Below are 25108 nucleotides of genomic sequence, written 5' to 3'. Positions count from 1 at the left end.
GACGCGGGTGACGCCTCGGTCGTCCGGCCGGTCCGCGTCGCTACGGCCTTTCGCAGATCCCCGGCTTAGGGTGTCCGTGTGCAACGTGTCGACGATTTCCCAGGAGCCGGACCGGTGGCGACCTCCCCCGAGTCCGGTGACCCGCGCGAGGCGTCCGCCCTCCAGCTCCCCTCCAACGCCACCACGCCCGTCCAGGTGACGAGCGGCGAGGCCGGCTACCAGGGCGGCAACGCGGCCGACCCGGTCTGGCAGTCCTGGCGGGAGGAGCTCGCCAAGGTCGGCGGCCCCTCGCCGCTCCTGCACTTCGTCGACTCCCCGCGCACCCGCATCGAGCTGTCCACCACGCACCCGGGCGGGCTGCCCCCGTTCATCTCGGGCAAGACGACCCTGCTCTCCTCCCTCATCCGCGACGAGCTGGCGCTGCGCACCGCGAAGAACGCCGCCGCCGCCATCACCGACAAGGGGATCGAGCTGCGCTCGGTCCGCGGCATCGAGGGCGTGCACCTCGCGATCGGCCTCGCCCAGTGGCGCGCCGGCGAGACGGAGTTCACCGCCCCCGTCCTCCTGCGCCCGCTCGCGATCCGCCGCTACGGCCGCGACTTCGAGCTCAAGCTCAAGGGCCAGCCCTACTTCAACCCGCAGCTCGCCCGCGCGCTCAAGCAGCAGTTCGGCATCACGATCGACCCCGAGCAGTTCGTCGAGCTCGCGGTGCAGAGCGGCGTCTTCAAGCCGCAGCCGGTCATCGACCAGCTGCGCGGACTCACCTCGCACCTGCCCTGGTTCGCCGTGCACCCGCGCCTGGTGGTCTCGAGCTTCGCCGACGTCGCCGGCGACATGCTCCGCGACGCCCGGATGCTCGAGCACCCCGTCCTGGACGCGGTCGCCGGCAACCCGGCCGCCAAGCGCGCGCTGCAGCAGTCGCAGAAGGTGGCGTCGATCATCCCGCAGGACGAGCGTCCGCCGGCGACCGACAACCTCCTCCTCGACGCCGATGCCGAGCAGGAGCAGGTCATCGCGAACATCGCGGCCGGCAACTCGCTCGTCGTGAAGACCCTCCCCGGCACCGGCGGCACGCAGACGATCGTCAACGCGATCGGCGCGCTCGCCGCGCAGCACAAGCGCGTCCTTGTCGTCGGTGCCCGCCGCTCGAGCCTCGACAGCATCCACCAGCGGCTGCTGTCCGCCGGCCTCGGCGGCATCGCCGTCAGCCCGCGCACGCTCCGCCGCGACCTGATCCAGTCGATCGGCCGCAACGAGAAGGCCGCACGCCCCTCCGTCAGCGAGATCGACGACGCGCTGCTGCGCCTGCGCAAGGTGCTGCTCGACTACCGCGGCGCCCTCTCGCGCCGCGACCCCAGCTTCGGCGTCTCCGCGCTGCAGGCCCTCGAGGAGCTGGCGCGCCTCTCGCAGCTGCGCACGCCCCCGTCCACCGCCGCCCGCCTCGACCGCCGCGCCGTCACCGCCCTCGCGCACAGCCGTCCCGAGGCGACCCGGATGCTGATCGAGTCGGCCCGTCTCGGCGAGTTCCGCTACGGACCGGGCGACTCGCCCTGGTACGGCGCGCAGTTCGACTCGACCGCCGACGCGGAGGCCGCGCACGAGCTGGCCAAGCGACTGCACCTGCGCGACCTGCCGCGCCTGCTCGACCGCGCCCAGGACGTCATCGCGCAGACACGCATGCGCCCGTTCGAGTCGGTCGCCGAGCTCGGCATCTACCTGCGCCTGCTGCAGGACGTCCGCGAGACGCTCGACAAGTTCCAGCCGGCCGTCTTCGACCGCTCGATCCAGGACCTCATCGTCGCCACCTCGCCGCGCCGCGAGGCCGCCGAGATGTCCTCGACCAACCGCCGCCGCCTGAAGAAGCTCGCCCGCGAGTACATGCGGCCCGGCGCGCACGTCACCGACCTCAACGCGTCGCTGCGCCGCGTGCAGCAGCAGCGCACGCTCTGGCAGCGCTACGCCGTCGCGGGCACGGTCCCCGAGGTGCCGGTCGGCGTCGCCGACGTGCAGGTCGCCTTCCAGCAGGTGTCCGACCAGCTCGGCCGGCTCGACGAGCCGCTCGGCCGTCGCGGGAGCAGCACGCCGCTGGCGTCCCTCCCGCTCGCCGAGCTCGTCTCGATGGTCTCCGGCCTCGCCGAGGACAGCGAGGTGCTCGCCAACCTGCAGGAGCGCACGACGCTGCTCTCGACGCTGCGCGAGTGGGGCCTGGACCCGCTGCTGACCGATCTCTCGCGCCGTCACGTGCCGGCCGAGCTGGTCGCGATCGAGCTCGACCTCGCCTGGTGGCGCTCGGCGCTCGAGATCATGCTGACCGACGAGCGCGCCCTGCTCGGTGGCAACACCAGCGTGCTCGACCGGCTCGAGGCGGACTTCAAGCTCGTGGACGAGGCGCACGCCGCCTCCAGCGCCGAGCTGCTGGCCTGGAAGCTCTCGGAGACCTGGAAGATCGGGCTCGTCGACTGGCAGCTCGAGCGCGACGCTCTGCGCGCGCTGCTGCGCTCCGAGGCGTCGACCACGCCGCAGGAGCTGCAGAAGGCCGCGCCGCACCTCTCCCGCGTGCTCGCTCCGGCCTGGCTCGCCTCGCCCTACGAGGTCCACCGCATCGGCACGGAGACCACCTTCGACGCGGTCTTCCTCGTCGACGCCGGCGCCACGACCCTCGCCGAGAACGTCGGAGCGATCCGCCGCGCCAAGCAGGTCGTCGCGTTCGGCGACCCGGTGACGCAGACGCCGACGCCGTTCTCGCTGCGCGTCGACGAGACCGTCGAGTTCGGCAGCGCCGCCTCGCGCACCGACGTCGAGGCCCTGCACGCGCAGTCGGCGCTGGCCCGCCTCGGCGAGCTGCTGAACACCGTCACCCTCACCCGCAGCTACCGCGCGGGCGGCGAGGATCTCGCCGAGCTGGTGAACCGCCGCTTCTACGGCGGCCGGATCGACTCGCTCCCGTGGGCCGGCTCGTTCCTCGGGCACGACTCGCTCCGCTTCCACTACATCGCCAGCGGTCACGGCATGCCGGAGAACGACTCCGGAGCGGTCGAGTCCGTCGACGCCGAGGTCGCGAAGGTGGTCGAGCTGGTGCTCGAGCACGCGGTCATCCGTCCGCGCGAGTCACTGATGGTGATCACCGCGAGCCCGCGGCACGCCGTCCGGGTGCAGCAGGCCGTGCTCACCGCGTTCGCGAAGCGCGCCGACCTCAACGACTTCATCCTCGGCGACCGGCCCGAGCCGTTCGCGGTGGTGACGCTCGAGCAGTCGGTGGCGCAGAGCCGCGACCGGGTGATCTTCTCGATCGGCTACGGCCGCACCCCGCACGGGCGCCTGCTCTCCAACTTCGGCGCGCTGGCCGAGCCGGGCGGAGAGCGCCTGCTCGCCGTCGGCATGACCCGCGCCCGCCGGTCGATGGACATCGTCTCCTGCTTCCGCCCGGGCGACATCGACGAGTCGCGGATGCGCTACGGCATGGTCGCGCTCGCCCAGGTGCTCCAGGAGGCGGAGGACCGCGTCCAGCCGAGCGACCGCGACGACTACTCGGAGCCGATGCTGGTCGACCTGGCCGCGCGCCTCGAGCGCCGCGGACTGCGCGTCAACATCGGCCACAAGGGCAAGCTCGCACTGGTCGCGGCGCACGGCACCCGCGCCGTCGTCGTCGAGACCGACCGCGACGTCAGCACGCAGAGCCTCCGGGTCTCGCTGCGGCTGCGACCGGAGCTGCTGCGCCGCCTCGGCTGGCACTACCTCCGCGTGCACAACTTCGAGCTGTTCGCCGACCCCGAGGCCGTGGCCGCGCGGGTCGCCGGGCTGATCGGCGCCCCGCAGGACGAGACGTCGACCGGTCCGATCGAGGTGCCGGTGGGCGCCGGCGCGCCGATCGTCGAGGACACCGCCCCGGCGTCGAACGAGACGCAGCCGATCACGCCCCTGCCCGCCGACTGAGCGTGCCCGAGGACTCCCGGGCCGCCGCGCCCGCCGGCGCCGACCGACCGCTCCGGCGCTCGCGCGGCGGCCGGCGGGCGACCCTCCCCGCGAAGCCGGGCACCGACCCGTCCCCCCACGACGCCGTGATCCCCGACCCGGACGCCGCGCCCGCGCGCCCCGACACGGGCCCGAACGACGCCCGCCTCCGCCAGGACGTCCCCCCGCACTACTGACCCCTCCCGCGAGATGCCACTTGTGCACGCTTTTGACGGCGTGTCGCGCGCACAAGTGGCATCTCGCAGGCCGCGGACGACGGCGGCCCACCGTGCCGGAGCACGATGGGCCGTCGTCGTCGCGGTAGCGGGTCAGCCACAGGTGCGGGCCGCGTAGGGGGCCTTGACCGTCGAGGTGACGGTCTTGCCACCGACGGAGGCGGTCGCCGTGACCGTCGCCTCGCCGGCCGCGAGCTGGGCGGCCCGGACGGTGAAGGCGGCGGAGGCGTTCGAGCCCGCCTTGACGCCGGCGAAGGACTTCGTGCCCGCCGTCGAGGTGACGGTGACGTCCATCGGAACGGTGTCGCCGTTGGTCGCGACGACCGTCAGCACCACCTTGCCGGCGACGCAGCGGGTGGTCGCCGCGGCCGTCAGCTTCAGCGACGACTGCACGGTGACCGTGGCGGTCACCGGCATCCGCGAGTCGTCCTGCGCGACTCCCCGCACCGTGAAGGTGCCGGCGGCGGTGTAGGAGGCGGGAGCGACGGCGTCCCAGGTGACGGCGACGGTGCGCTTCGCGCCGTCGGCCGTCGTGAGCTCCGCGCTGGGCAGCACCGGGGCGACGCCGGCCGCGGTCGAGACCGCGATCGGAGCGACCGAGGCGACGGCGATCGCCGGGGCGTACGCCTCGAGCATCCGCTGGTACTCGGCGCGGGTCACCGGGATGACCGTGCCGTGGCGGGGCTTGCCGCCGTCGGAGTTCTGCGGCAGGTTCTCCCGCAGCTTCGCTCCGAGCGGCTGCCAGGCGTCGGCGCCCAGGTCGTCGGTGCCGAACGGGATGTAGTGGTTCGGTCCCGCGTGGTAGTCCGGCTGGTCGATGAAGAGGAACCAGTCGAGACCGTTCACGTCGCCCTCGTTCGCGGGGAAGACGTTCGGGCCCTCACCGCTGGTGAAGGTGCCGTTCGGCTCGCCGTTGGGCAGGCCGGAGGCGACGCGCTCCTTGACCAGCGTCCATTCGTCCGCCGGTCCGGTGGTGCCGGGCAGCGAGCCGCTGACCGTGGCGAGCAGATCGGTGCTCTTCTCCTCGCGCAGCGTCATCGACGCCTCGTCCTTGGTGAAGCGGTAGTAGGTGTCGCCGTCCTTCGCGATGGTCGAGTCGATCGTGCCGCGGCCGGTGCCGCGCTGGACGTCGATCCACGGCTTCGCCTCCGAGAAGGTGACGAAGTCGTCGGTGGTCGCGTACATCATCTGGTTGTAGGTGACGGCGGTGCGGTCGGCCGCGTTCGTCGTCGGGTACATGTTCGAGGCCCAGAAGACGACGTAGGTGTCGAGCTCGTCGTCCCAGTACGCCTCGGGGGCCCAGGTGTTGCCGGCGAAGTCGGTCGAGACCTTCACGTGGCGCTGAGCCGACCAGTTCACCAGGTCGGTCGACTCCCAGACCTCGATGTACTTCGAGCCCGACTTCTGCGCGGTGTCGAAGCCGCCGGCCAGGCCGTCGATCTTCAGGTCCGTCGCGAGCATGAAGAACTTGTCGCCCTCGTGCGAGCGGAGGATGAACGGGTCGCGCAGACCCTTGGTGCCCTGGTCCGAGGTGAAGACGGGCTGTCCGCCGTTCAGCGTGTTCCAGTCGAGGGCGTCGTTCCCCTTCGAGGCGGCGAGGCTGACGCGCTCGGCGCCCGCACCCTCCCCGGTGAAGAAGGCCCAGACGTAGGCCTCGGTGTCGTCCTTGCCGGTGGGCAGCGGCTGGAGGCGGAGGGTGAAGTCGCGGGTGCGCGTCACCGATCCGCTGGTGGCGGTCGCGCGGACCGTCACATCGACGGCCGGGCTGCCCGCGGCGGGGCGCTCGACGACGATGGTGCGGCTGTCGGCGGTGCTGCCGTCGCGGATCGTCGCGGCGGTCGAGCCGACGACGCTCCAGGCGATGGCCGAGCCGAGGGCGCCGCGGGACGGCACCGAGATGTTGGTGCGGACGTCGCCGGCCTGGGCGACGGTCACGGCGTCGAGATCGCGCTGGACCTTGTCGGCGTCGGCGAGCTGCGCGGTGACGAGCACCGGGTAGTCGACGGTGCGCGTGTCGCTGCCGGAGGTGAAGGTGGCGGTGAGCGTCACGGCGGCGTCGGGGGAGCCGGCGGCCGGTCGCGTGACGACGGCGCTGCCTCCGGAGACGGCGATGGCCGCGCTGCTCGAGCGCCAGGTCACGGCGACGCCGGCGCTGCTGGTGGGCAGCGCGAAGTCGGCCGTCGCGGTCGTCGGGATGCTGACGGAGGCGACGGCGCGGTCGATCGCCTGCGACGAGTACAGCGCGGTGACGGCGTCCGCGGTGAGCGCGCTGTCGTAGACCGCGAAGTCGTCGACGAGGCCGTTCCAGCCGGCGTCGTTGTAGGTCGAGCGGCCGAGGTAGCCGACCAGCGAGGTTCCGAAGGACGAGACGTTGCGCGCGATCGGGTTCTGTCCGATCCGGGTGCCGTTGACGTAGACGGAGAGCGTCCCGTTCGTGCCGTCGATGACCGTCGTGTACAGCGAGTAGCCGGCGGGGGTGCGCAGGCCGGTCGTGGCGGCGTTCGTCGAGCCGGGGCCGACCTCGGTGCCCCACGGGGCGCCGGCGTTCGTCGCGTTCGTGACGACCGACTTGACGAAGCCCGCCGGGTTCGTCGGGTTGAGCAGGTAGTAGCCGGAGGAGTAGGAGGCGCCGGCCGCGACCGGGGCGCCGAGGAACGCGGCCGCGGTGTTCGCGGGTCCGGTCCGGTTGGACAGCCAGGTGGAGACCGTGAGGTCCTTCTTGCCGACCAGGCCCGTCGTCGGGATGTCGACGTAGGGGGCTGCGGCGGCCGAGCCGCCCGGCAGGCTGAGCGCGCCCGCGGCGACCGTGGCGCCGCTGCCGCGCAGGGTGCCGTTGTAGCCGTTGCCGCTGGTGTCGGCGACGGTCGTGCCGGTGGGCGCGGTGTCGAAGCTGTAGTGGAGCAGCGGCTGGGCCGTCGCTCCGGAGGCGGAGACCGGGAGGGCGGCTCCGAGCAGCGCGGTGGCTGCGATCGTCGTGGTCGCCAGAGCGGTCCGCAACGTCGATCGTGATCGTCTCATGCAGGATTCCTCGTCGTCGAGAGGGCGACGAGGCCGCGGGCCCTCGAGGGTGAGGGTGCCGGTGCTCCGTCGCACGGGTGGTGAGGAACCACACACTAAAGGCTCGCGAGGGCGACACGCGAGCACTTTGTTACCGTTAACAAGAATTGACACGGCGGACGCCGCGGGAGTGCGCTCCGGGGACATCGCCGGACGCGGTGAGGGGGCGGCGACCTCGCGATCGCCGCCCCCTCCGCCGTCAACACTGGTCAGTCGACGTGCTTGCCGGAGTTCGCGGTGGTCGCGGTGCCGCCGTTGGCGAGCAGGTCGCGGATGTCGGCGAGGAGCTCGAGCTCGGTGGGCGCCTTGTCCTCGGCGGCCGGGGCGTCGTCCATCTTCTTCTTGAACGCGGCGTTCTTGAGGTGGTTGATCGGCAGGACGAACGCGAAGTAGAGCACGAACGCGACGATCACGAACTGGATCAGGGCGGAGAGGACGGCGCCCCAGGCCAGGACGGTGTCGGGCTCGCCGTTCTCTCCGGCGCGGAGGGTCCAGCCGATGCCCTCGAGCGAGGACGCGTCGAAAAGCACGCCGATGAGCGGGTTGAAGATGCCCGTCACTATCGCGTTGACGATCGTGGTGAACGCGGCACCGATGACCACGGCGACCGCCAGGTCGATGACGTTGCCGCGGAGGATGAACTCTTTGAAGCCGTTGATCATGATCTGTTCCGTTTCTTCGGGCGGGCGGAGTGAGGTGCGCGGAGGCGGGGTCGCTCCCGGGGGAGCGGCGGCCCTAGGAGGACGAGGAGGAGCCCGACCCGGAGGACGAGGGCTTGGAGGAGGAGGAGCCCGAGGAGCCGGAGCCGGAGCCGGATCCCGAGGACGAGGAGCCGGAGCCGGAGGATCCCGACCCCGAGGAGCCCGACGACGAGCCGGAGCCGCCCGAGGACGATCCGCCGGAGCCCGAGCCGGTCGAGGCGGGAGTGGACGACCCGCCGCCCGACTCGCCCTTCGACTCCTTCGAGCCGGAGCCGGACCCGGACCCCGAAGCGCGCGAGTCGGTCCGGTAGAAGCCCGACCCGTTGAAGGTCACGCCGACAGCACTGAAGACCTTGCGCAGCGCGCCCTGGCAGCTCGGGCACTCCGTGAGGGTGTCGTCGGTGAACTTCTGCTGGATGTCGAAGGCGTTGCCGCACTGGGTGCAGCGGTAGGAGTAGGTGGGCACTGGTGCTCCTGAGGCGGGTGGCGGCGGGGGAGTGGGGGAAGAGGGGAGCGGGTCAGCGCGGGATGTCGACGATGCCCGAGGGGGTGACGACGCCGTCGACCGCCTGGTCGTGCACCTCGCTGGGCACGTGCTCGACGAACTCGCTGTCGAAGACCACGGCGTAGACCGGCGGGCACTTCTCCATCGAGCCGAGCGTCTTGTCGAAGTAGCCGCGGCCCCAGCCCATCCGCATGCCCGAGCGGTCGACGGTGGCGGCGGGGACGATGATCAGGTCGACGTCGTTGATCGCGATCGGGCCGAGCAGCTGCCCGACCGGCTCCGGCATTCCGAAGAGGCCCTGGGTCTCGGTGTGGCCGTCGCCGACCGCCCAGTCGAGCAGGCCGTCCTGGCGGGAGATGGGGAAGAGGACGCGGATCCCGCGGCTCTCGGCCCAGCCGAGGAACGGGCGGGTGCTCGGCTCGTCCGGCGCCGAGAGGTAGCAGGCGATCGATCGCGCGCCGACCCGGGTCGCCAGCTCCTCGAGGTGCTCGGTGAGGTGCAGGGTGGCCTGCTCGCGGGCGGTCGCGGTCTGCGTGCGTCGGCGCTCACGGAGCTCGGCGCGCAGCGCCCGCTTCTCGTGGGTGATGTCGGCTGGCATGGGCCCCAGTCTAGATCCGGGGTGTCGGACGGCTTTCGCGGCCGGGACGGCGATCCTGACGAGGACGGATGACGGTCGCGAGAAGTGCAGCATCGCGATCGTGAGGAGTCCTGCGGTGGCTCTGTCCACGAGCGGGGTACACGGCGGTCAAGCCCCTCTCCGGGCCGAAACGTGCCCGACCACGGCCGCCGCTAGTATGGCGCCCCATGGGCACTCGAATCCGCAAAGCCGTCATCCCCGCCGCCGGTCTCGGCACCCGCTTCCTGCCGGCGACCAAGGCCATCCCCAAGGAGATGCTGCCCGTCGTCGACAAGCCGGCGATCCAGTACGTGGTCGAGGAGGCCGCGGACGCCGGACTCCAGGACGTCCTCGTCATCATCGGGCGCAACAAGAACGCGCTCGCCAACCACTTCGACTCGGTCCCCGAGCTCGAGCAGAACCTCGCCAAGAAGCTGGACGACGCCAAGCTGGCGCACGTGCAGTACGCGAGCGACCTCGCCGACGTGCACTTCGTCCGCCAGGGTGAGCCGAAGGGTCTCGGCCACGCCGTCTCGCGCGCGCAGCGCCACGTCGGCGACGAGCCGTTCGCCGTCCTCCTCGGTGACGACCTGATCGACGCGCGCGACCCGCTCCTCACCCGCATGATCGACGTGGCGGAGCAGCGCGACACCACGGTCGTCGCGCTCCTCGAGGTCGACCCCGACCAGATCCACCTCTACGGCTGCGCCGGGGTCGAGACGACCGACGAGGACGACGTGGTGCGCATCACCGGCCTCGTCGAGAAGCCCTCCAAGGAGGACGCGCCCTCGAACCTCGCGATCATCGGCCGCTACGTCCTCAAGCCCGACGTCTTCGGCGTGCTCGAGCACACCGCGCCCGGCAAGGGCGGCGAGATCCAGCTGACCGACGCCCTCGAGCGCATGGCGCAGGACCCGGCGGAGTTCGGCGGCGTCTACGGCGTCGTCTTCCGCGGTCGCCGCTACGACACCGGCGACAAGCTCGACTACATCAAGGCCATCGTGCAGCTCGCCTCCGACCGCGAGGACCTCGGCGTCGACCTCAAGCCCTGGCTGAAGGACTTCGTCGCGGGCCTCTGAGCGAGGAGCCCGCGGGGCGGGCGCTGCGCTTCGAGCGGCACGCTTCGCGGCCCTCCGCATGCTGATCGAGTAGCCCGCCTCGCGGGCGTCCTCGCCATGCTGATCGAGTAGCCCGCGCAGCGGGCGAATCGAGATCCACCGTCGCGGCAGTCGAGCCTGCAGACCGGCCCTTCTGGCGGACGCGGGTCTCGATACGCCCCTTCCGGGGCTACTCGACCAGCATGCGGGCGGCGGGCCCCCGCTGCTCCGGCCCCTGCCGCGTCCCGGCGCTCCGGTCCACCCCCTTCGACCGTCGCGACCGCGCAGTAGGGTCAGCACATGCCGCTGCCGATACCGACGCTCACCGAGGGTCGTGTCACCATCCGCCCGGTCCGGGTCCGGGACGCCCGCCCCCTCGAGCGCGAGCTGATCGCGAACCGCGCCTGGCTGCGGCAGTGGGAGGCGTCCGACCCCCGCGGCGGTGCCGCCTTCGACGTCCGGGCCAGCATCCGCTCGCTGCAGCAGAACGCGCGTGCCGGCGGCGGCGTGCCGTTCCTGATCGACTGGGACGGCGAGCTGGCCGGCCAGCTCAACATCTCCAACATCGGCTACGGCTCCCTCTCCTCCGGCTCGATCGGCTACTGGGTCTCCGAGCGCTACGCCGGCCGCGGCATCACCCCCGTCTCGGTGGCGCTGGCTACCGACCACGCCTTCTTCGACCTCGGCCTGCACCGGATCGAGATCTGCATCCGCCCCGAGAACCGGCCGAGCCTGCGCGTGGTCGAGAAGCTCGGCTTCCGCTACGAGGGCCTGCGCCGCCGCTTCATCCACATCAACGGCGACTGGCGCGACCACTTCTGCTTCGCGCTGGTGGCGGAGGAGGTGCCGCGCGGTGTCCTGCGCCGCTACCTCGAGGGCCAGGTGCCGAGCGACGTCGGCGTGCCGACCGACGCCGACCAGCGCGCCTCCCGCCGATCGGGCCTCTCCGGGCCGCCCGACGGCGCCGGTGTCCCCCCGACGGGGAGCCGATTGATCCGCGATCCGCACGGACACACCTACCCGTAATGACGGACGGGAGCGCCCCGTGCTCCTAGCGTTGGTCGCATGAGTAGCGACTGGCTGGGTGGGGGCGTCGTCTGGGCGCTCGCCGCCGTTCTGTGGGTCGCCTACCTCATCCCCGCGTGGATGCGCCGGCGGTCGTTCTACGCGACCGAGCGCAACGCGGTGAGGCTCCAGCAGACCCTGCGGATCCTCGCCGAGACCGCCGAGGTGCCCGAGCACGTGCGTGCGGAGGCGACGGCCCGCGAGGTCGCGCTGCAGCAGCGCACCCTCCGGGCGACCGAGACCAAACAACGAGCCGAAGAGAAGGCACAGGCGATGGAGCTGGCACAGGCGGAGAAGGCGGCGCGCGAAGCGCTGCGGCGGGCGGCCGCGAGCACGCGGCAGAGCACGCGGACGGCTCCCGGCGCGATGCGCTGGCGTCAGGGCGCGGCGCTGACGGTGCTGATCGGCCTCGTCGTCGCCCTCGTCGGGCTGGTCATGCTGCCCTTCGGCGGCGCGGGCGTCGTTCCGCTCGTCGGCGTCCTGCTGCTGGCCGCGGGTCTGGGCACCCTGATCCTGCTCGCTCCGGGCCGGCAGCGCAGCGCCACTCCCGCCCAGGTCTCGACCAGCACCGCCGAGGTGGCCCGCCGCCGCGCCGAGGTCTTCGAGGCCGAGCTCGCCGAGGAGGTCGCCGCCCCCGAGGAGGAGACCGCCGCCGCCGAGGAGACGCGCTGGACGCCGCAGCCGCTGCCCAAGCCCCTCTACCTCTCCCGGGGGACCGTCGCGGCCAGCGCGATGGCCTCGATCGACGCGGTGGAGCGCCTCCGCGCCGCCGCCGCGGACGCCGAGATCGCCCAGCGCGCCGCCGCCTCGGCCCCCGAGGTCGCGCCGATCCGCTCGCCCCGCGCGACCGGCCCGGTCCCCGTTCCCGAGGCGCCCCGCCCGTCGTCCCGCTTCGCCTCGATGGGCGTCGTCGAGGGCGTCGACGCGATCGACCTCGACCAGGCCCTGCAGCGCCGTCGCGGCGCCTGAGCGTTCCGACGCCCCCTCGGCCACGTGCTAGTGTGGACTAGTTGTTCGGGCCGGTGACGGCTCGGAAGGCACGGGTCCGTGGCGCAGTTGGTAGCGCGCTTCGTTCGCAATGAAGAGGTCAGGGGTTCGAATCCCCTCGGATCCACCACCACACGGAAGGCCCGCTCGGGAGAGCGGGCCTTCCGTCGTTTCGGGGACGGGATCGCTCGAGCGGGCGGCCCTCCCCGACTCTCGGGTGAGGCCGGCCGAGGATGCGGTGATCGACATGTCCGGGGAGTCGTGCGGGGGTGCGCGGCCGGGCTGCGTCTCGCGCCAGCGGCTCCACCAAGGGCAATACTCGTATTGACTCAGGGGAGTCGTTCGCGGGAGCGACGTGAACACTCCGGAGGTTGCGGGCATGGGTGGAGACGAGCCGACGGCGCAGGTGCGCTGGTGTGACGGTGACGGATCCGAAGCGACGACGCGTTCGCCTCGCTCGTCCCCGACTCCTTCCGTCGAGGTGCGTCATCGAGGCCCGGGCGGCCGAGCGGATCGGACGACCGGGCCGTGACCGTCGTCGCTCTCGTCGGAGGTCTCCTCGCGGGGCCGCTGATCGGAGGAGGGCGCGCACCGCGACGGCGGCCGGGCCTGCTCGCGGCAGGTGTCCTCGTCCTGGCCGTTCTCCTCGCGATGCTCGGCGCGAACTCCGTCGCCCTCGGGAACGCGCTGCTCGCGGGCACCGCCACCACCCTCGCCGCGACGGCGTACGCCGCCTCCGTCTGGAAGCGGCGGATCCCAGATCCGGAGGTCTCATGGGCCGGCTGGGCCTGGCGCGAGCTCGTCCACCCTCGGTGGGTCCGGGAGCGGTTCGAGCGGGTCGGTGGACGGTGACGCGTCGGACAGCGAGTCCCGCCCACCCCGTGCAGAGCCGGCCCGGCGGGCCGATCGGGAGGACGCTCGTCGCGCTGAGTGCCGCGCTTGTCCTCGGTCTGACCGCGTGCACGAGTGCCGCGGGTCCGGACGGGCAGTCCGAACCGGCTCTCGGCACGCCTGCTTTCAGTGGTCCTTGGGCATCGGAGTTCGCCGCCGCCTACGATCGGGCGACGGACGACTTCACCCGGTCCGTCATCGAGGACGGCGTGGTCTCGGAGCAGGAGCGCGCGGAGATGATCGACCGCTTCACCAGGTGCGTCGCAGATCTCGGCTATGGCATCGACGAGTACGCGCTCGACGGGTCGTTCCACCTGACGTTCGCTCCGGATACTGACGCGGACGCCGCCGACGAAGAGGTGAAGGGCTGTTCCCGCAGCTCGGGCGAGACCGAGATCGGCGCCCTCTCCAGCTGGACCCGTCGCAACCCGGATCGAGCTGACGAGACCACGCTGATGGTGGAGTGCCTGAGCCGCTCCGGAGTCGTGCCGTCGTCGTACTCGACGTCCGACTACGCGAATGACGTCGCGCGTGACGACTACCCCTTCGCCGAGGAGGACGCGGGTCGGGAGGCGCTGCAGAGGTGCCGCGTCGATCCCGTCGGTGTGGGCTCGTGACGCTGGTGCGGAGGGTCGCGGAGCCTTCTCTGGCGAATCGATCGGTCCTCGACCACTGCTGAGAGGAGTCTTGTAGCCCTCTCGGTGGTCGTGCTCACCACAGCCGCCGTCGCGATCGGACGCTCCGTCACTGGGATCGTGGTGTCGCTCAGCGGGCCGCCGCGTCCGGGTCGCGCCAGTTCTCGACGGTCTGCAGGATCCAGAAGGCGGTGAAGAGAGCGAGGGCGATGGCCTCGACGATCAGCAGCCACTGCTCGCCGAGGAGCGCCGAGGCCCGGCCGGTCAGCAGCAGGACGATCGCGGCGGCGTCGACCGCGGCCAGGAGGACGGCGAGCGCGGAGTAGGCGAGCGAGTAGGCGCGGAGCGAGCCCGGTCCGCGGACGCCCTGCGAGCGCACCGCGTGGGCGTGGATGCCGGCGACGGCCGCGATGAGCAGGAAGAACAGCGCGGCGGCGGCGTAGTGGCCGAGGTCGGCGAAGGCCGGGGTGGTCGAGAACACGGCGAGGGCGGTGAGCAGCACGGCGGCACCGCCGGCGCGCAGCCAGGCGCCGCGGTCGAGCGCGCGGTCGACGGCGAGGAAGGCGAGCGAGGCGATCAGGGCCGCCGCGGCGACGACGAGGTAGGCGAGCATTCCGACGGCGATCGCGTCCTCCGTGCCGGGGGCGACGCAGCGCGCGACGCCCGCGGGGCAGCCGGTGCCCGTCAGCAGCTCCAGCTCGTCGGAGGGGATCGGTGCGGGCACCAGGGCGATGACGGGAGCGGTGAAGCCGGCGATCACGAGCAGCGTGCGGCGGACGCTGCGACCGGCGAGGACCACGAGGCCGACGGCGACGGCGAAGAGGGAGCCGACGAAGACCGAGCGGACCGGCGTGTAGTACGCGGCGCTGATCGAGCGCAGCGGGCCGAGCGCGGCGAGGTGCCACGTCACTCCGACGCCGAGGAACAGCACTGCAGCCACCAGTGACACCCGGACGTAGCGGTAGGTCCGCAGCGACGAGACGGTGCCGTCGGCCCGCAGTGCGTCGGGGGAGTGCACGGGGCTAGTCCGCGCGCAGGCCCGAGGAGGCGAGGGCGAAGTCGACGTCGATGCGGATCGCGACGCGGAGCGGGTTCTCGCGGGGCGTCCGGTAGCGCTGCGAGTAGAGCTCGACGGCGTGCGCGACGGCCTCGGGGTCCTCCTCGATAGTGGCCGGGCCGCCGAGGCTGAGCCAGCGGATGCCGTCGACCTGGCTCACGGTCGCGGTGCCGCCGCGGCGGACGTTGAGCACCTTCTGGCTCTCGCGCGAGGTGATCACGCGGACGACGCCGTCCTCGTAGGTGAAGCCGACGGCGACGACGTGCAGGCGTCCCTGCTGCCACGGGGTCGACAGGGTGGCCAGGTGCCGCTGGGTCACGAACTCGAGGCCGTCCGCGCTGAGGATGCTCATCCCGCGAGCGTAGCCGGGCGGGCTGACCCTCCCCGCGAGATGCCACTTGTGCACGCGACACGCCGCGAAAGGCGTGCACAAGTGGCATCTCGCGGGAGCCCGCCTGGCGTCGGGATCGACCAGGAGCGCAGAATGGGTATTGCCAGGCCTTGTGATGCAAGGCATTATGGCGGGCATGGCGACCGACACCGAGAAGATCCTCGCGAACCTCCGGAAGGGGGTTCTCGAGTTCTGCGTCCTGGCGGCCATCGCCGGGGAGCCGAAGTACGGGCGCGAGCTCGCCCTCACCCTCAGCCGCGCAGGCCTGATCGCCGGCGAGGGCACGCTCTACCCGCTCCTCTCCCGCCTGCGCGACAGCGGACTGGTGTCGACCGAGCTCACCGACCCGAGTGAGGGACGCCAGCGGCGCTACTACTCGCTCGCCCCAGCGGGTCGGGCACGGCTCGACGATTTCCGCTCGGAATGGGCGCCGTTCCGCAGCACCGTTGACGACCTCCTGGAGACGAACCGATGACGACGACGCACACCACCGAGACCGGTCGGCGCGCTTACGACGCGCAGCTGCGACGCGAGCTCGCCGTCCTGCCGCGACGCTCGCAGCGGTGCCTCCTGCAGGACGCCGCCGAGCACGCGGCGGGGGCGGGAGACGAGGAGGGGTTCGTCGAGTCCTTCGGCGATCCCGCCGTCATCGCCCGCGCCGCGATCGACGAGCACGACCTCGATGCCCGCCGTCCGCTCCGTCCGAGCCTGCTTCTGCAGTCGAAACTCCTGCAGCTGGTCGCCGCCGTCGTGGCAAGCCCGTTCGTCGCGATCGCGCTGATCGCGGTCCTCGTCGACGGTTCCGTGTTCGGCCTGCCGAGTGTTGCGCTGTGGGCGCTCGTCACGCTCCCGCCGCTGCTGGCCCGCTGGACGGCGTGGTGGCGGACCTCCGTCGTCTGCACGATCCTGCACGCCTGCTTCCTCGCCGTGGGCCTCGTCATCCTCGTCGGGGGGATGCCGGTGCCGATGGCGGGAGTCGTCTTCCTGATGAGCGGCCCGCTTCTCGGCGCTCACTGCCTCTCGCTCGCGCTGTCGGTCCTGGCCCTCCTCCGGGCACCGAGGGTCCTCCGCACCCGCTGACGTCGCACCCGCGCACGGCGCCTTCCGCGAGATGCCACTTGTGCACGCGACACGCCGCGAAAGGCGTGCACAAGTGGCATCTCGCGGAGGGGCGTTAGGCGCGGAGGAGGAGGGCTTCGCCCTGGCCGCCGCCGCCGCAGAGGGCGGCGACGCCGAGGCCGCCTCCGCGGCGGCGGAGGGCGAGGGCGAGGTGCAGGGCGAGGCGGGCGCCGGAGGCGCCGACGGGGTGGCCGAGGGCGATGGCGCCGCCGTCGAGGTTGACGGACTCGGGCGGCACGCCGAGGTCGTCGGCGGACTGCAGGACGACCGAGGCGAAGGCCTCGTTGATCTCGATCAGGTCGAGGTCGGCGACGGTGCCGCCGCGACGGGCGAGGGCGCGGAGGATCGCGGCGGACGGCTGCGAGTGCAGCGAGTTGTCGGGGCCGGCGACCTGGCCGTGCTCGGCGATCTCGGCGAGCCAGGGCAGGCCGCGCGAGAGGGCCCAGCCCTTGCTCGCGACGACGAGGGCGGCCGCGCCGTCGGTGATCGGGGAGGAGCTGCCGGCGGTGATGGTCCCCTCGGGGCTGAAGGCTGGGCGGAGGCCCGCGAGGATCTCGGCGGTGGTCTCGGGGCGGATGCCGTCGTCGTCGGACACCAGGAGGTCCGGGCCGCGGCGCTGCGGGACCTCGACCGGCACGATCTCCTCGGCGAGGACTCCGGAGTCGCGGGCCGCGGCCGCGCGCTGGTGCGAGAGGGCGGCGTAGGCGTCCTGGCGCTCGCGGCGGATCCCGCGCTCGGCGTTGCCGTCGTCGGTCACGCGGCCCATCATCCGGTCGTCGAAGGGGTCGAGGAGGCCGTCGTGCAGGAGCGCGTCCTCGAGGGGCCGCGCGCCGACGCCCAGGCCGGAGCGGGCGCCGAGCAGCAGGTGCGGGGTGTTCGTCATCGACTCCTGGCCGCCGGCGACGACGACCGACGCCTCGCCGGTGCGGATCAGGCGGGCGGCGTCGATCACGGCGGTGAGGCCGGAGAGGCAGAGCTTGTTGATCGTGGTGGCGGGGACGTCCCAGCCGAGGCCGGCGCGGATCGCGGTCTGGCGGGCGGGGCCCTGGCCGGCACCGGCCTGGATGACCTGGCCGAGGATCACGGCGTCGATGTCGGAGGGGTGGGCTCCGGAGCGGGTGAGGGCCGCTCGGACGGCGGCGGCGCCGAGCTCCACCGCCGAGAGCGGGGCGAAGACGCCCTGGAAGCGGGCGAAGGGGGTGCGGGCGCCGCCGAGGATGACGGGGGTGGTGTCGTCGGTGGTCATGGGGGACTCCTTCGTCGGCGGGTGGATCTCGATACGCCCGCTGCGCGGGCTACTCGATCAGCATGCAGCAGCATCCTGGGGCGAGTCGCCCCTGACAGAGGCGACTGCACTCTTGCTGGTCGAGTAGCCCCGCAGGGGCGTATCGAGACCCGCCGTGACCAGCAGGGCGGGTCTGCAGACTCGGCTTCTGACTTGGGTGGATCTACTTGGAAGAGACGCCCGCAGACATGCTGGTCGAGTAGCCCCGCAGGGGCGTATCGAGACCCACCACCGCATGCACGACGGTCTCTTCCCCGCCCTGCGCTGGCGCCGAAGGCGCCCCCTCCGCTCGATACGCCCGCTGCGCGGGCTACTCGATCGGCATGAGGTGCGCGGGTATCTCGATCAGCATGAGGTGCGCTGGCTACTCGATCAGCATGAGGTGCGCGGGTCGCTCGATCAGCATGTGGTGCGCGGGGTACTCGAACAGCGGCGGTGGGTCAGGGGACGAGGAGGATCTTGCCGCGGGTGTGGCCGTCCTCGCTGAGGCGGTGGGCGTCGGCGACGTCGTCGAGGGCGAAGCGCGGGCCGAGCTCGATCGAGAAGCGGCCGTCGGCGGCGAGCTGCGCGGCGTGGGGGATTCCCTCGCGGCGCAGTGCCTTCTCCTCGTCGGTCAGCGGGACGGGGCTGCCGCCCATCCAGGCGCGGATGCCCAGCTCGGCCGCCCGCGCGCCGACGACGACGGTGCCGACGTGCTGCGGGTCGCTGACCAGGGCGAGGGAGGCGGCGAGCGCCTCGTCGGTGCCCGCCGCGTCGAGCACGCGGTCCACTCCGCCGGGAGCCGCCGCGCGCAGGCGCTCCTCGAGGCCGGGACCGTAGGCGACGGGCTCCGCGCCGAGCTCGCGCAGCCGCTCGTGGTTGGCCGGGCTCGCCGTCGCGATCACCCGTGCGCCGCGCTCCACCGCGAACTGCACGGCAGCCTGGCCGACGGCGCCCGCGCCCGCGTGCACGAGGAAGACCGAGCCCTCCGCCACACCGAGCGAGACGACCGCCTGGTAGGCCGTGCTGATCGGGACGCCGAGCGCTGCGGCCTCCTCGTAGCCGAGGCCCGCGGGCTTGCGGTCGAGGTTCTCGGGCGCGACGACGACGGACTCGCCGTAGGTCCCGACCGCGCTGCTCACGATCACCTCGTCGCCGACGCTCCAGCCGGAGACGCCCGCACCGACGGCGGAGACGACACCGGCGCCGTCCGAGCCGAGGCGGCGGGGGAAGGGCGGGCCGGGGCGGATGCCGGAGCGCATCTTCCACTCGATCGGGTTCACGCCGGCCGCGCGGATCGCGACGACGACGCCGCCCTCGGGGGCCTCGGGCTCGGGCGCCTCGACGACCTCGAGCACCTCGGGGCCGCCGTTCTCGGTGTACTGCACGAATCGCGTCATGTCGTTCTCCTTCATCGGGCGGGGTCGAGCTGTGGAGGGGCCCTCATCGGGCGGTGGGGCGAGCCGGCCGGCTCAGCCCAGCAGCGTCTCGCGCACCTCGCGGCGCAGCACCTTGCCGATCAGCGAGGTCGGCAGCGCGTCGACGGTCACCACCCGCTTCGGCACCTTGTAGGCCGTCAGGTGCAGGCGGCAGAAGTCGCGCAGCGCCTCGGCCTCGACGACCGTCCCGGCACGCAGCACGACGGCGGCGGCGACGCTCTCGCCGCCCTCCGCGCGGGGCAGGCCGACGACCGCGGCGCGCACGACGTCCGGGTGCGACTCGAGCACGCCCTCCACCTCGGAGGGCGAGACGTTGAAGCCGCCGGTGATGATCAGCTCCTTCGCCCGGTCGACGATCGTGACGAAGCCGTCCGCCGAGACGGTGGCGATGTCGCCGGTGCGCAGCCAGCCGTCGGGCAGCAGCGTCGCCGCGGTGTCCTCGGGGCGCTTCCAGTAGCCCTGGAACACCTGCGGGCCCTGCAGCAGCAGCTCGCCGGACTCGCCGGGGCCGCGGTCGACGGAGGGGTCCGCGGGGTCGACCAGGCGGATCCGGGTGCTCGGGAACGGCACGCCGACGGTGCCCGGCCGGCGGCTGGGGCCGACCGGGTTGCCGAGGGCGACGGGCGAGCTCTCGGTCATCCCGTAGCCCTCGACGAGGAGTCCGCGGCTCGCGCGCTCCCAGCGGTCGACGGTCGCGACGGGCAGGCTCATCGCTCCCGAGATCGCGAAGCGGATGCCGCGCAGGCCGAGCTCACCGCGCTCGGAGGCGCGGGCCAGCGCGTCGTAGACCGGCGGCACGGCGGGCAGGAAGGTGGGCGGCGACTTCTTCGCGGCGACCTTGACCAGTCCGACGTCGAAGGTGGGGAAGAGCACGACCTTGGCGCCGATGCTGATCGCGAAGGTCAGGCAGAGCGTGAGCCCGTAGGCGTGGAAGAGGGGGAGGACCGCGTAGAAGGTCTCGTCGCCCTCGCGGAGCCCGGGAACCCATGCCTGGCCCTGCAGCGCGTTCGCGCGGAGGTTGGCGTGCGAGAGGATCGCGCCCTTCGGCGTGCCGGTGGTGCCGCTCGTGTACTGGAGCAGCGCGGTGTCGGCGAGCGCCGGGCGCGGGTGCGAGCGGGCGATCCGGCGGCCGCTGAGGAGGCGATCGAAGGGGATCAGCGAGCGGGTGCGCGGGCTCGTGGTCAGCTTGGCGCGCGCCTCCCGCGCCTTCGCCAGAGGCAGCCTCAGCGCGAGCCGCTTGCCGAGCGGGAAGGACGCGGTGAGGTCGACCGAGACGACGCGCTCGACGCCGAGGTCGGCGGGCAGCGCGGCGATGACGTCGGCGGTCTTGTTCCAGACCACCGCGACGCGGGCGCCGTGGTCCTCGAACTGCCGGCGCAGCTCGCGCGGGGTGTAGAGCGGGTTGTGCTCGACGACGATCGCGCCGAGCCGCAGCACCGCGTAGAACGCGATCACGTGCTCGGGGCAGTTCGGCAGCACCAGGGCGACGCGGTCGCCGGCGCGCACGCCGAGGCGGCGCAGCCCCTCCGCGGCCCGGGCGACCTTCTCGCCGAGCTCGGCGTAGCTCGTCTCGGCGCCAAAGAACTCGAGCGCGATGCCGCGCTTGTAGCGGGCCACCGAGTCCTCGAGCAGATCGACGAGGGTCTGCGTGGGCGGGTCGATCTCGGCCGGGACGCCCTCCGCGTAGGAGGTCAGCCACGGCTTCATCGCCAGGTTCGAGGTTCCGGAGGTCACGCTGCGAGTATCCGGCACCCGCCTCCGGGGATCCTCCGAGCACTCCGCAGGGGGTGACGCGACATGGGCGGGGCGAGCAGACTGGCGGGATGACTGCAGCGATCGACCTCCTCCGCGACGCCTTCGACCGGGTGCACGGGACCGTGCACGCCGTTCTGGACGACAGCACCCCCGAGCGGCTCGGCTTCCGCGCCGACGCGCAGGCCAACTCCGCCGCCTGGCTCGTCTGGCACCTGACCCGGGTGCAGGACGACCACCTCGCCCCGCTCGCCGACCGCGAGCAGATCTGGATCTCCGGCGGCTTCCACGAGCGCTCCGGCCTGCCGTTCGCGGCGGAGACGAACGGCTACGGGATGGAGCCGGCCGAGGTCGCGGCACTCGCCGCGGTGCCGGCTGAGCTGCTCGCGGAGTACTACGACGCCGTGCACGAGCAGACGCTCGCCTACCTCGACACCCTCGAGGACGCCGACCTCGCCCGCGTGGTCGACGAGGACTGGGACCCGCCGGTGACCCTCGCGGTCCGGCTCGTCTCGGTGATCGACGACGACACCCAGCACGCGGGCCAGGCCGCGTTCTCGGCCGGCCTCGCGGAGCACGCCGGGCTCTGAGCGACGCCGACCGCCCCTACGGTGGGACGGTGCGGTGGGGGATCAGGGCCCGAGGGGTCGGGGCGGAGTCGATCCCGGCGGGCGCCGTGCTCGTCGTCGCGACCCTCCTGACCCTCCTCGGCTCCTGGATCCCCTCCTACTGGAACGACGAGGCCGCGACCCTGCGCCTCGCGCGGCTCTCGCTGCCCGAGCTGCTCGCCTTCGCGCAGCAGAAGGACGCCGTGCACGTCGTCTACGCGCTGCTGATGCACGGCTGGATCGCGGTCGCGGGGGAGTCGGAGCTCGCGGTGCGGGCGCCGTCCGCCCTCGCGGCGGGGGCCGGCGCGGCGGGCGTGTTCGTGCTGCTGCGCGCGCTCGGCCGACCGCGGGCCGCGCTGCTCGCCGCGATCGTGTTCGTGCTGCTGCCCCGGACGTCCTTCAACGGGACGGAGGCGCGCTCCTCCGCGCTCGCGACCGCGCTGGTCGTGTGGGCGGCGGTGCTGGTGGTCCGAGCGGCGCGGGACGGCGGAGTGCTGCGCTGGGTCGCGTTCGTCGCGGTGGCGGGGCTCGCGAACGCCGTCTTCCTCTACTGCGTGCTCGTGCTGCCGGCCTTCGCGCTGCTCGCGGCGGCCGTCGGGCCTCGGCGTGGCAGGGCGCTCGGGGCCGGCGTGCTCGGCGCGGTGCTGTCGGTCGGCGTCGCGAGCCCGGTCATCCTCACGGCGGCGGGGCAGAGCGGGCAGATCGGCTGGCTCCGCTCGCAGCCGGTCAACGCCTACACGGTGGTCGTCGAGTCGTTCTTCGGCTCGGCGTGGTGGCTGGCGGCGCTCGCCGTGGGGCTGCTGGCCGTCGCGGCGGTCCGGTCGCGGGCGGTGCGGTCGCGCGCGACCGTGGCGGGGACGGTCCACCCGCCGCTCGTCCTCGTGCTGGCCGTCTGGCTGCTCCTGCCCGCGGCCGTCCTGCTCCTGGGCACCGCGCTGATCGAGCCGATGTTCACCCCGCGCTACCTCAGCCTCAGCTCGCCCGCGCTGGCGATGGCGCTGGGGCTGGCCCTCGCCTCCTGGCGGCCGGTGACGGCGGGCGTCCTCGTCGGTGCCCTCGCCGTCGCGGCGCTGCCGGCGCTCGTCCTGATGCGGACGGAGACCGGCAAGCCGGCCGGACAGGACCTCCGCGCCCTCGCGCAGACGATCCAGGCCGGCGCGCGCCCGGGCGACGCGTTCCTCCTCGGCGACAGCGGGACCGTGTCGCTGCGGCCGCGGATCGCCCTCGCCGCCTACCCCTCGGCCTTCGCCGGGCTCGACGACGTCGCCCTCCAGCGCTCGTACGCCACGACGGGCACCTACTCCGACGTCCTGCTCGAGGACGCGGCGCTGCATGCCGCCCTCGCGGGCGAGCAGCGCGTCTGGACCGCGGCTCCCGCCTCCGACCCGGCGGCCTTCGACTGGCTTGCGGCGGAGGGCTTCGAGGCCGGCCCCGCCTCGACCGTGCCGACCGCGACGATCACCCTCTGGGAGCGGCGCTGACGCGTCCCCTCCGCGCCGAGCCGTTACCCTGGACCCCGGCACCGTCGCTGCGCGGCGGGGCTCGCGGTGCGAAGACCGCGCCACCGGAAGGACCTGCTCACGTGACGCTGCCCACCACCTCCACCCCCTCCGCCGAGGCCGGCCCGAAGCGCAAGGGGCGCGACGTCGCCCCCGAGATCGCCCGCTCCTGGCTGCTCGTCAACGCGACCCGCACCGACACCTTCGACGCCGCGCACGCCTCGCGTGCCGACCAGGTCGTCCTCGACATCGAGGACGCGGTCGACCCGAAGGCCAAGCCCGAGGCCCGCGCCGACGTCGCCGCCTGGCTCAGTGGCGAGAAGCGCGCCTGGGTGCGCATCAACGACCACTCCACCCCGTTCTGGTCGGACGACGTCGACGCGCTGAAGGGCCTGCCCGGCCTGGCCGGCGTCATGCTCGCCAAGACCGAGGCCGGCGAGCACGTCACGGAGACCTTCGACCGCCTCGGCGGCGCGACCCCGGTGCTCGCGCTGGTCGAGTCGGCCCTCGGCATCGAGGAGGCGGTCTCGATCGCCCGCGCCCGCGGCACCTTCCGCCTCGCCTTCGGCAGCGGCGACTACCGCCGCGACACCGGCACCAGCGCCGACGACCTGGCGATGGCGTACCCGCGCTCGCGCCTCGTCGTCGCCTCGCGCATCGGCGACCTGCCCGGCCCGATCGACGGCCCGACCGTCTCCAACAGCCACCCGGTGCTGCGCGAGCAGTCCGCGCTCACCGTCTCGCTCGGCCTCACCGGCAAGCTCTGCCTCGACACCGAGCAGCTCGCGGTCATCAACGAGGTCATCAGCCCGACCCCGTCCGACGTGGCCTGGGCGCGCGACTTCCTCGACGACTTCGAGGCCCGCGGCCGCGTCATCCGCGACGGCAGCGACCTGCCGCGCCTGGGCCGGGCGAAGAAGATCGACAAGCTCGCGACCGCCTTCGGCGTGAATCCGCTCTGACCCTGCCGGCCCGCGACGGGGCACACTGGGGATCGACGAGGAGGCCGGCATGGGTGCAGTCAGCACGTTCCTGTGGTTCGACGACCAGGCGAGGGAGGCGGCCGAGTTCTACACCGAGCTCGTGCCGAACTCGCGGATCCTGAGCACGGAGGTGCTGCCCGAGGGCTCGCCCTCGCCGGGCACCGTCACCGTCGTGACCTTCGAGCTCGACGGGCAGCTCTTCCGGGCGATGAACGCCGGCCCGCGCTTCCCGTTCACGGAGGCGGTCTCGATCGAGGTCTCGGTCGAGGACCAGGCCGAGGTCGACCGGCTCTGGGACGCGCTGATCGCCGACGGCGGCGAGGAGAGCCGCTGCGGCTGGCTCCGCGACCGGTGGGGGCTCTCCTGGCAGATCGTGCCGACCGCGCTCGCGACCGTGCTCGGCGGCTCCGACGCGGAGGGCGCGGCAAGGGCGCTGCAGGCGATGCTCGGGATGACGAAGCTCGACGTCGCCGCCCTCGAAGCGGCCTATGCCGGCGCCTGAGCGGGGGCGCCCGCGGCGCTCGTCCGCGTCGCTGCGCGCGGCCTATCTGCGCGACTACCGCTACGCCTACGGATCGCGGTTCACGCACCTGCGCGAGGGCTGGGACGTCTCGCGCTACGCCTCGGGCGACGGCGCGCCCGTCCTGCTTATCCCCGGGATCTACGAGACCTGGCAGTTCCTGCGGCCGATCGCCGACCGGCTGCACGCGGCCGGGCATCCCATCCACGTGCTGCCCGCGCTCGGCTACAACACCCGGCCGATCGTCGCGTCGGCCGCGCTCGGGCAGGAGTACCTGCGCGAGCACGACCTGCGCGGGGTCGTCGTCGTCGCGCACAGCAAGGGCGGCCTGATCGGCAAGCACATGATGGTCGTCGACGACCGCGACGAGGGCCGGATCGACCGGATGATCGCCGTCTCGACGCCGTTCAACGGCTCACCGCTCGCCCGCATCGCGCCGGCCCGGGCGCTGCGCGAGTTCGGCCCGCACCGCCCCGTGATCCGGACGCTGCTGGCCGAGCGCGACGCCGACCGGCGCATCGTCTCGATCTACGGGATGCGCGACCAGTACATCCCGGGCGGGAGTCGCCTCGCCGGGGCCCGCGAGAACATCGCGGTGTCGGTGGTGGGGCACTTCGTGCTGCTGTCGCACCCGCGGGTGCTGGCGCTCATCGCGGCACGGGTGGAGCCGGAGGACGAGCCTCCGGAGACGGACGACGTCACTCCGGAGACGACCGTCGTCGCTCCGGAGTGACG

General features: G+C 73.0%; 23 protein-coding genes and 1 tRNA gene. 15 read left to right on the top strand and 9 right to left on the bottom strand.

The genetic code is table 11. The features are described from left to right. The first annotated feature begins 195 nt into the window (after positions 1–195). Positions 196–3933 (top strand): AAA family ATPase, encoded by a 3738-nt coding sequence (locus tag EDF35_RS01075; RefSeq protein ID WP_243599271.1) that lies wholly within the window; start codon positions 196–198, stop codon positions 3931–3933. Positions 3934–3935: 2 nt separating this feature from the next. Beyond that, positions 3936–4148, top strand: a complete 213-nt coding sequence (locus EDF35_RS01070; RefSeq protein WP_133960502.1) for a hypothetical protein — start codon at positions 3936–3938, stop codon at positions 4146–4148. A gap of 132 nt (positions 4149–4280) precedes the next feature. Here EDF35_RS01070 and EDF35_RS01065 read toward each other — a convergent pair whose 3' ends face one another. The 4 genes from EDF35_RS01065 to EDF35_RS01050 form a co-directional block, all read right to left on the bottom strand. Beyond that, the gene (locus tag EDF35_RS01065; RefSeq protein ID WP_166673977.1) at positions 4281–7205 is read right to left on the bottom strand and encodes an immunoglobulin-like domain-containing protein; all 2925 of its coding nucleotides are present in this window, start codon (positions 7203–7205) and stop codon (positions 4281–4283) included. A gap of 248 nt (positions 7206–7453) precedes the next feature. Then, entirely contained in the window at positions 7454–7906 is a 453-nt protein-coding gene (gene mscL / locus EDF35_RS01060) for a large conductance mechanosensitive channel protein MscL (RefSeq protein WP_208322993.1), read from the bottom strand. Positions 7907–7979: 73 nt separating this feature from the next. Beyond that, a complete protein-coding gene (locus EDF35_RS01055) occupies positions 7980–8411 on the bottom strand; it encodes an FmdB family zinc ribbon protein (RefSeq protein WP_133960500.1) in 432 nt (143 codons plus the stop codon). A gap of 52 nt (positions 8412–8463) precedes the next feature. Further along, entirely contained in the window at positions 8464–9048 is a 585-nt protein-coding gene (locus EDF35_RS01050) for a 5-formyltetrahydrofolate cyclo-ligase (RefSeq protein WP_123445234.1), read from the bottom strand. 206 nt (positions 9049–9254) lie between these two features. Here EDF35_RS01050 and galU point away from each other — a divergent pair, with 206 nt between their 5' ends. The 6 genes from galU (at position 9255) to EDF35_RS01020 (ending at position 13723) form a co-directional block, all read left to right on the top strand. Then, complete coding sequence (galU, locus tag EDF35_RS01045; protein WP_133960499.1) at positions 9255–10145, top strand: UTP--glucose-1-phosphate uridylyltransferase GalU; 891 nt, start codon at positions 9255–9257, stop codon at positions 10143–10145. A 318-nt stretch (positions 10146–10463) separates the two neighbouring features. Then, a complete protein-coding gene (locus EDF35_RS01040; protein WP_133960498.1) occupies positions 10464–11189 on the top strand; it encodes a GNAT family protein in 726 nt (241 codons plus the stop codon). Between the two features lie 39 nt (positions 11190–11228). After that, entirely contained in the window at positions 11229–12197 is a 969-nt protein-coding gene (locus EDF35_RS01035) for a hypothetical protein (protein ID WP_133960497.1), read from the top strand. A 72-nt stretch (positions 12198–12269) separates the two neighbouring features. Beyond that, positions 12270–12345 (top strand) — tRNA-Ala (locus EDF35_RS01030). A gap of 398 nt (positions 12346–12743) precedes the next feature. After that, positions 12744–13067 carry a hypothetical protein gene (locus tag EDF35_RS01025; protein WP_133960496.1) on the top strand — a complete coding sequence of 108 codons (324 nt, stop codon included), beginning with the start codon at positions 12744–12746 and terminating at the stop codon, positions 13065–13067. A 275-nt stretch (positions 13068–13342) separates the two neighbouring features. Continuing rightward, positions 13343–13723, top strand: coding sequence for a hypothetical protein (locus tag EDF35_RS01020; protein ID WP_133960495.1), 381 nt, complete (start codon positions 13343–13345; stop codon positions 13721–13723). A 148-nt stretch (positions 13724–13871) separates the two neighbouring features. Here EDF35_RS01020 and EDF35_RS01015 read toward each other — a convergent pair whose 3' ends face one another. Next, entirely contained in the window at positions 13872–14759 is an 888-nt protein-coding gene (locus tag EDF35_RS01015; RefSeq protein ID WP_133960494.1) for a hypothetical protein, read from the bottom strand. A gap of 4 nt (positions 14760–14763) precedes the next feature. After that, entirely contained in the window at positions 14764–15150 is a 387-nt protein-coding gene (locus EDF35_RS01010; RefSeq protein WP_133960493.1) for a pyridoxamine 5'-phosphate oxidase family protein, read from the bottom strand. Positions 15151–15325: 175 nt separating this feature from the next. Here EDF35_RS01010 and EDF35_RS01005 point away from each other — a divergent pair, with 175 nt between their 5' ends. Together EDF35_RS01005 and EDF35_RS01000 are read left to right on the top strand one after the other, a co-directional pair. Continuing rightward, positions 15326–15664: a PadR family transcriptional regulator gene (locus EDF35_RS01005; RefSeq protein ID WP_123702495.1), complete on the top strand. Its 339-nt coding sequence runs from the start codon at positions 15326–15328 to the stop codon at positions 15662–15664. Beyond that, the gene (locus tag EDF35_RS01000) at positions 15661–16269 is read left to right on the top strand and encodes a hypothetical protein (RefSeq protein ID WP_133960492.1); all 609 of its coding nucleotides are present in this window, start codon (positions 15661–15663) and stop codon (positions 16267–16269) included. The genes EDF35_RS01005 and EDF35_RS01000 overlap by 4 nt, the downstream gene beginning before the upstream one ends. A gap of 94 nt (positions 16270–16363) precedes the next feature. Here EDF35_RS01000 and EDF35_RS00995 read toward each other — a convergent pair whose 3' ends face one another. From EDF35_RS00995 to EDF35_RS00985, 3 genes are all read right to left on the bottom strand, one after another. Beyond that, positions 16364–17554, bottom strand: a complete 1191-nt coding sequence (locus EDF35_RS00995) for an acetyl-CoA C-acyltransferase (RefSeq protein WP_133960491.1) — start codon at positions 17552–17554, stop codon at positions 16364–16366. Positions 17555–18033: 479 nt separating this feature from the next. Then, the gene (locus EDF35_RS00990; RefSeq protein WP_133960490.1) at positions 18034–18972 is read right to left on the bottom strand and encodes an NADP-dependent oxidoreductase; all 939 of its coding nucleotides are present in this window, start codon (positions 18970–18972) and stop codon (positions 18034–18036) included. A gap of 72 nt (positions 18973–19044) precedes the next feature. Continuing rightward, positions 19045–20745 (bottom strand): long-chain-fatty-acid--CoA ligase, encoded by a 1701-nt coding sequence (locus EDF35_RS00985; protein WP_279587511.1) that lies wholly within the window; start codon positions 20743–20745, stop codon positions 19045–19047. A gap of 89 nt (positions 20746–20834) precedes the next feature. Here EDF35_RS00985 and EDF35_RS00980 point away from each other — a divergent pair, with 89 nt between their 5' ends. The 5 genes from EDF35_RS00980 (at position 20835) to EDF35_RS00960 (ending at position 25106) form a co-directional block, all read left to right on the top strand. Further along, a complete protein-coding gene (locus EDF35_RS00980; RefSeq protein WP_133960489.1) occupies positions 20835–21353 on the top strand; it encodes a DUF664 domain-containing protein in 519 nt (172 codons plus the stop codon). A gap of 29 nt (positions 21354–21382) precedes the next feature. Then, positions 21383–22852 carry a glycosyltransferase family 39 protein gene (locus tag EDF35_RS00975; protein WP_133960488.1) on the top strand — a complete coding sequence of 490 codons (1470 nt, stop codon included), beginning with the start codon at positions 21383–21385 and terminating at the stop codon, positions 22850–22852. Between the two features lie 101 nt (positions 22853–22953). After that, on the top strand, positions 22954–23832 hold the full coding sequence (locus EDF35_RS00970) for a CoA ester lyase (protein ID WP_243839804.1): 879 nt from the start codon (positions 22954–22956) through the stop codon (positions 23830–23832). 49 nt (positions 23833–23881) lie between these two features. Next, positions 23882–24355: a VOC family protein gene (locus EDF35_RS00965; RefSeq protein ID WP_123445250.1), complete on the top strand. Its 474-nt coding sequence runs from the start codon at positions 23882–23884 to the stop codon at positions 24353–24355. Next, complete coding sequence (locus EDF35_RS00960; protein WP_133960487.1) at positions 24342–25106, top strand: alpha/beta hydrolase; 765 nt, start codon at positions 24342–24344, stop codon at positions 25104–25106. The genes EDF35_RS00965 and EDF35_RS00960 overlap by 14 nt, the downstream gene beginning before the upstream one ends. The last annotated feature ends 2 nt before the right edge of the window (positions 25107–25108 follow it).

This window comes from Rathayibacter sp. PhB151 (assembly GCF_004366415.1).
GTDB lineage: Bacteria > Actinomycetota > Actinomycetes > Actinomycetales > Microbacteriaceae > Rathayibacter > Rathayibacter festucae.
The sequence above is the reverse complement of the archived record's forward strand: the minus strand, read 5'-3'. Positions and strand labels throughout refer to the sequence as shown.

Coding starts and splice junctions, on each gene's coding strand:
- EDF35_RS01005 (WP_123702495.1), top strand. CDS start 15,326: ATGGCGACCGACACCGAGAAGATCCTCGCGAACCTCCGGAAGGGGGTT.
- EDF35_RS00995 (WP_133960491.1), bottom strand. CDS start 17,554: ATGACCACCGACGACACCACCCCCGTCATCCTCGGCGGCGCCCGCACC.
- EDF35_RS01065 (WP_166673977.1), bottom strand. CDS start 7,205: ATGAGACGATCACGATCGACGTTGCGGACCGCTCTGGCGACCACGACG.
- EDF35_RS01035 (WP_133960497.1), top strand. CDS start 11,229: ATGAGTAGCGACTGGCTGGGTGGGGGCGTCGTCTGGGCGCTCGCCGCC.
- EDF35_RS01010 (WP_133960493.1), bottom strand. CDS start 15,150: ATGAGCATCCTCAGCGCGGACGGCCTCGAGTTCGTGACCCAGCGGCAC.
- EDF35_RS00980 (WP_133960489.1), top strand. CDS start 20,835: ATGACTGCAGCGATCGACCTCCTCCGCGACGCCTTCGACCGGGTGCAC.
- EDF35_RS00990 (WP_133960490.1), bottom strand. CDS start 18,972: ATGACGCGATTCGTGCAGTACACCGAGAACGGCGGCCCCGAGGTGCTC.
- mscL (WP_208322993.1), bottom strand. CDS start 7,906: ATGATCAACGGCTTCAAAGAGTTCATCCTCCGCGGCAACGTCATCGAC.
- EDF35_RS00965 (WP_123445250.1), top strand. CDS start 23,882: ATGGGTGCAGTCAGCACGTTCCTGTGGTTCGACGACCAGGCGAGGGAG.
- EDF35_RS01020 (WP_133960495.1), top strand. CDS start 13,343: ATGATCGACCGCTTCACCAGGTGCGTCGCAGATCTCGGCTATGGCATC.
- EDF35_RS00960 (WP_133960487.1), top strand. CDS start 24,342: ATGCCGGCGCCTGAGCGGGGGCGCCCGCGGCGCTCGTCCGCGTCGCTG.
- EDF35_RS01050 (WP_123445234.1), bottom strand. CDS start 9,048: ATGCCAGCCGACATCACCCACGAGAAGCGGGCGCTGCGCGCCGAGCTC.
- galU (WP_133960499.1), top strand. CDS start 9,255: ATGGGCACTCGAATCCGCAAAGCCGTCATCCCCGCCGCCGGTCTCGGC.
- EDF35_RS01040 (WP_133960498.1), top strand. CDS start 10,464: ATGCCGCTGCCGATACCGACGCTCACCGAGGGTCGTGTCACCATCCGC.
- EDF35_RS01000 (WP_133960492.1), top strand. CDS start 15,661: ATGACGACGACGCACACCACCGAGACCGGTCGGCGCGCTTACGACGCG.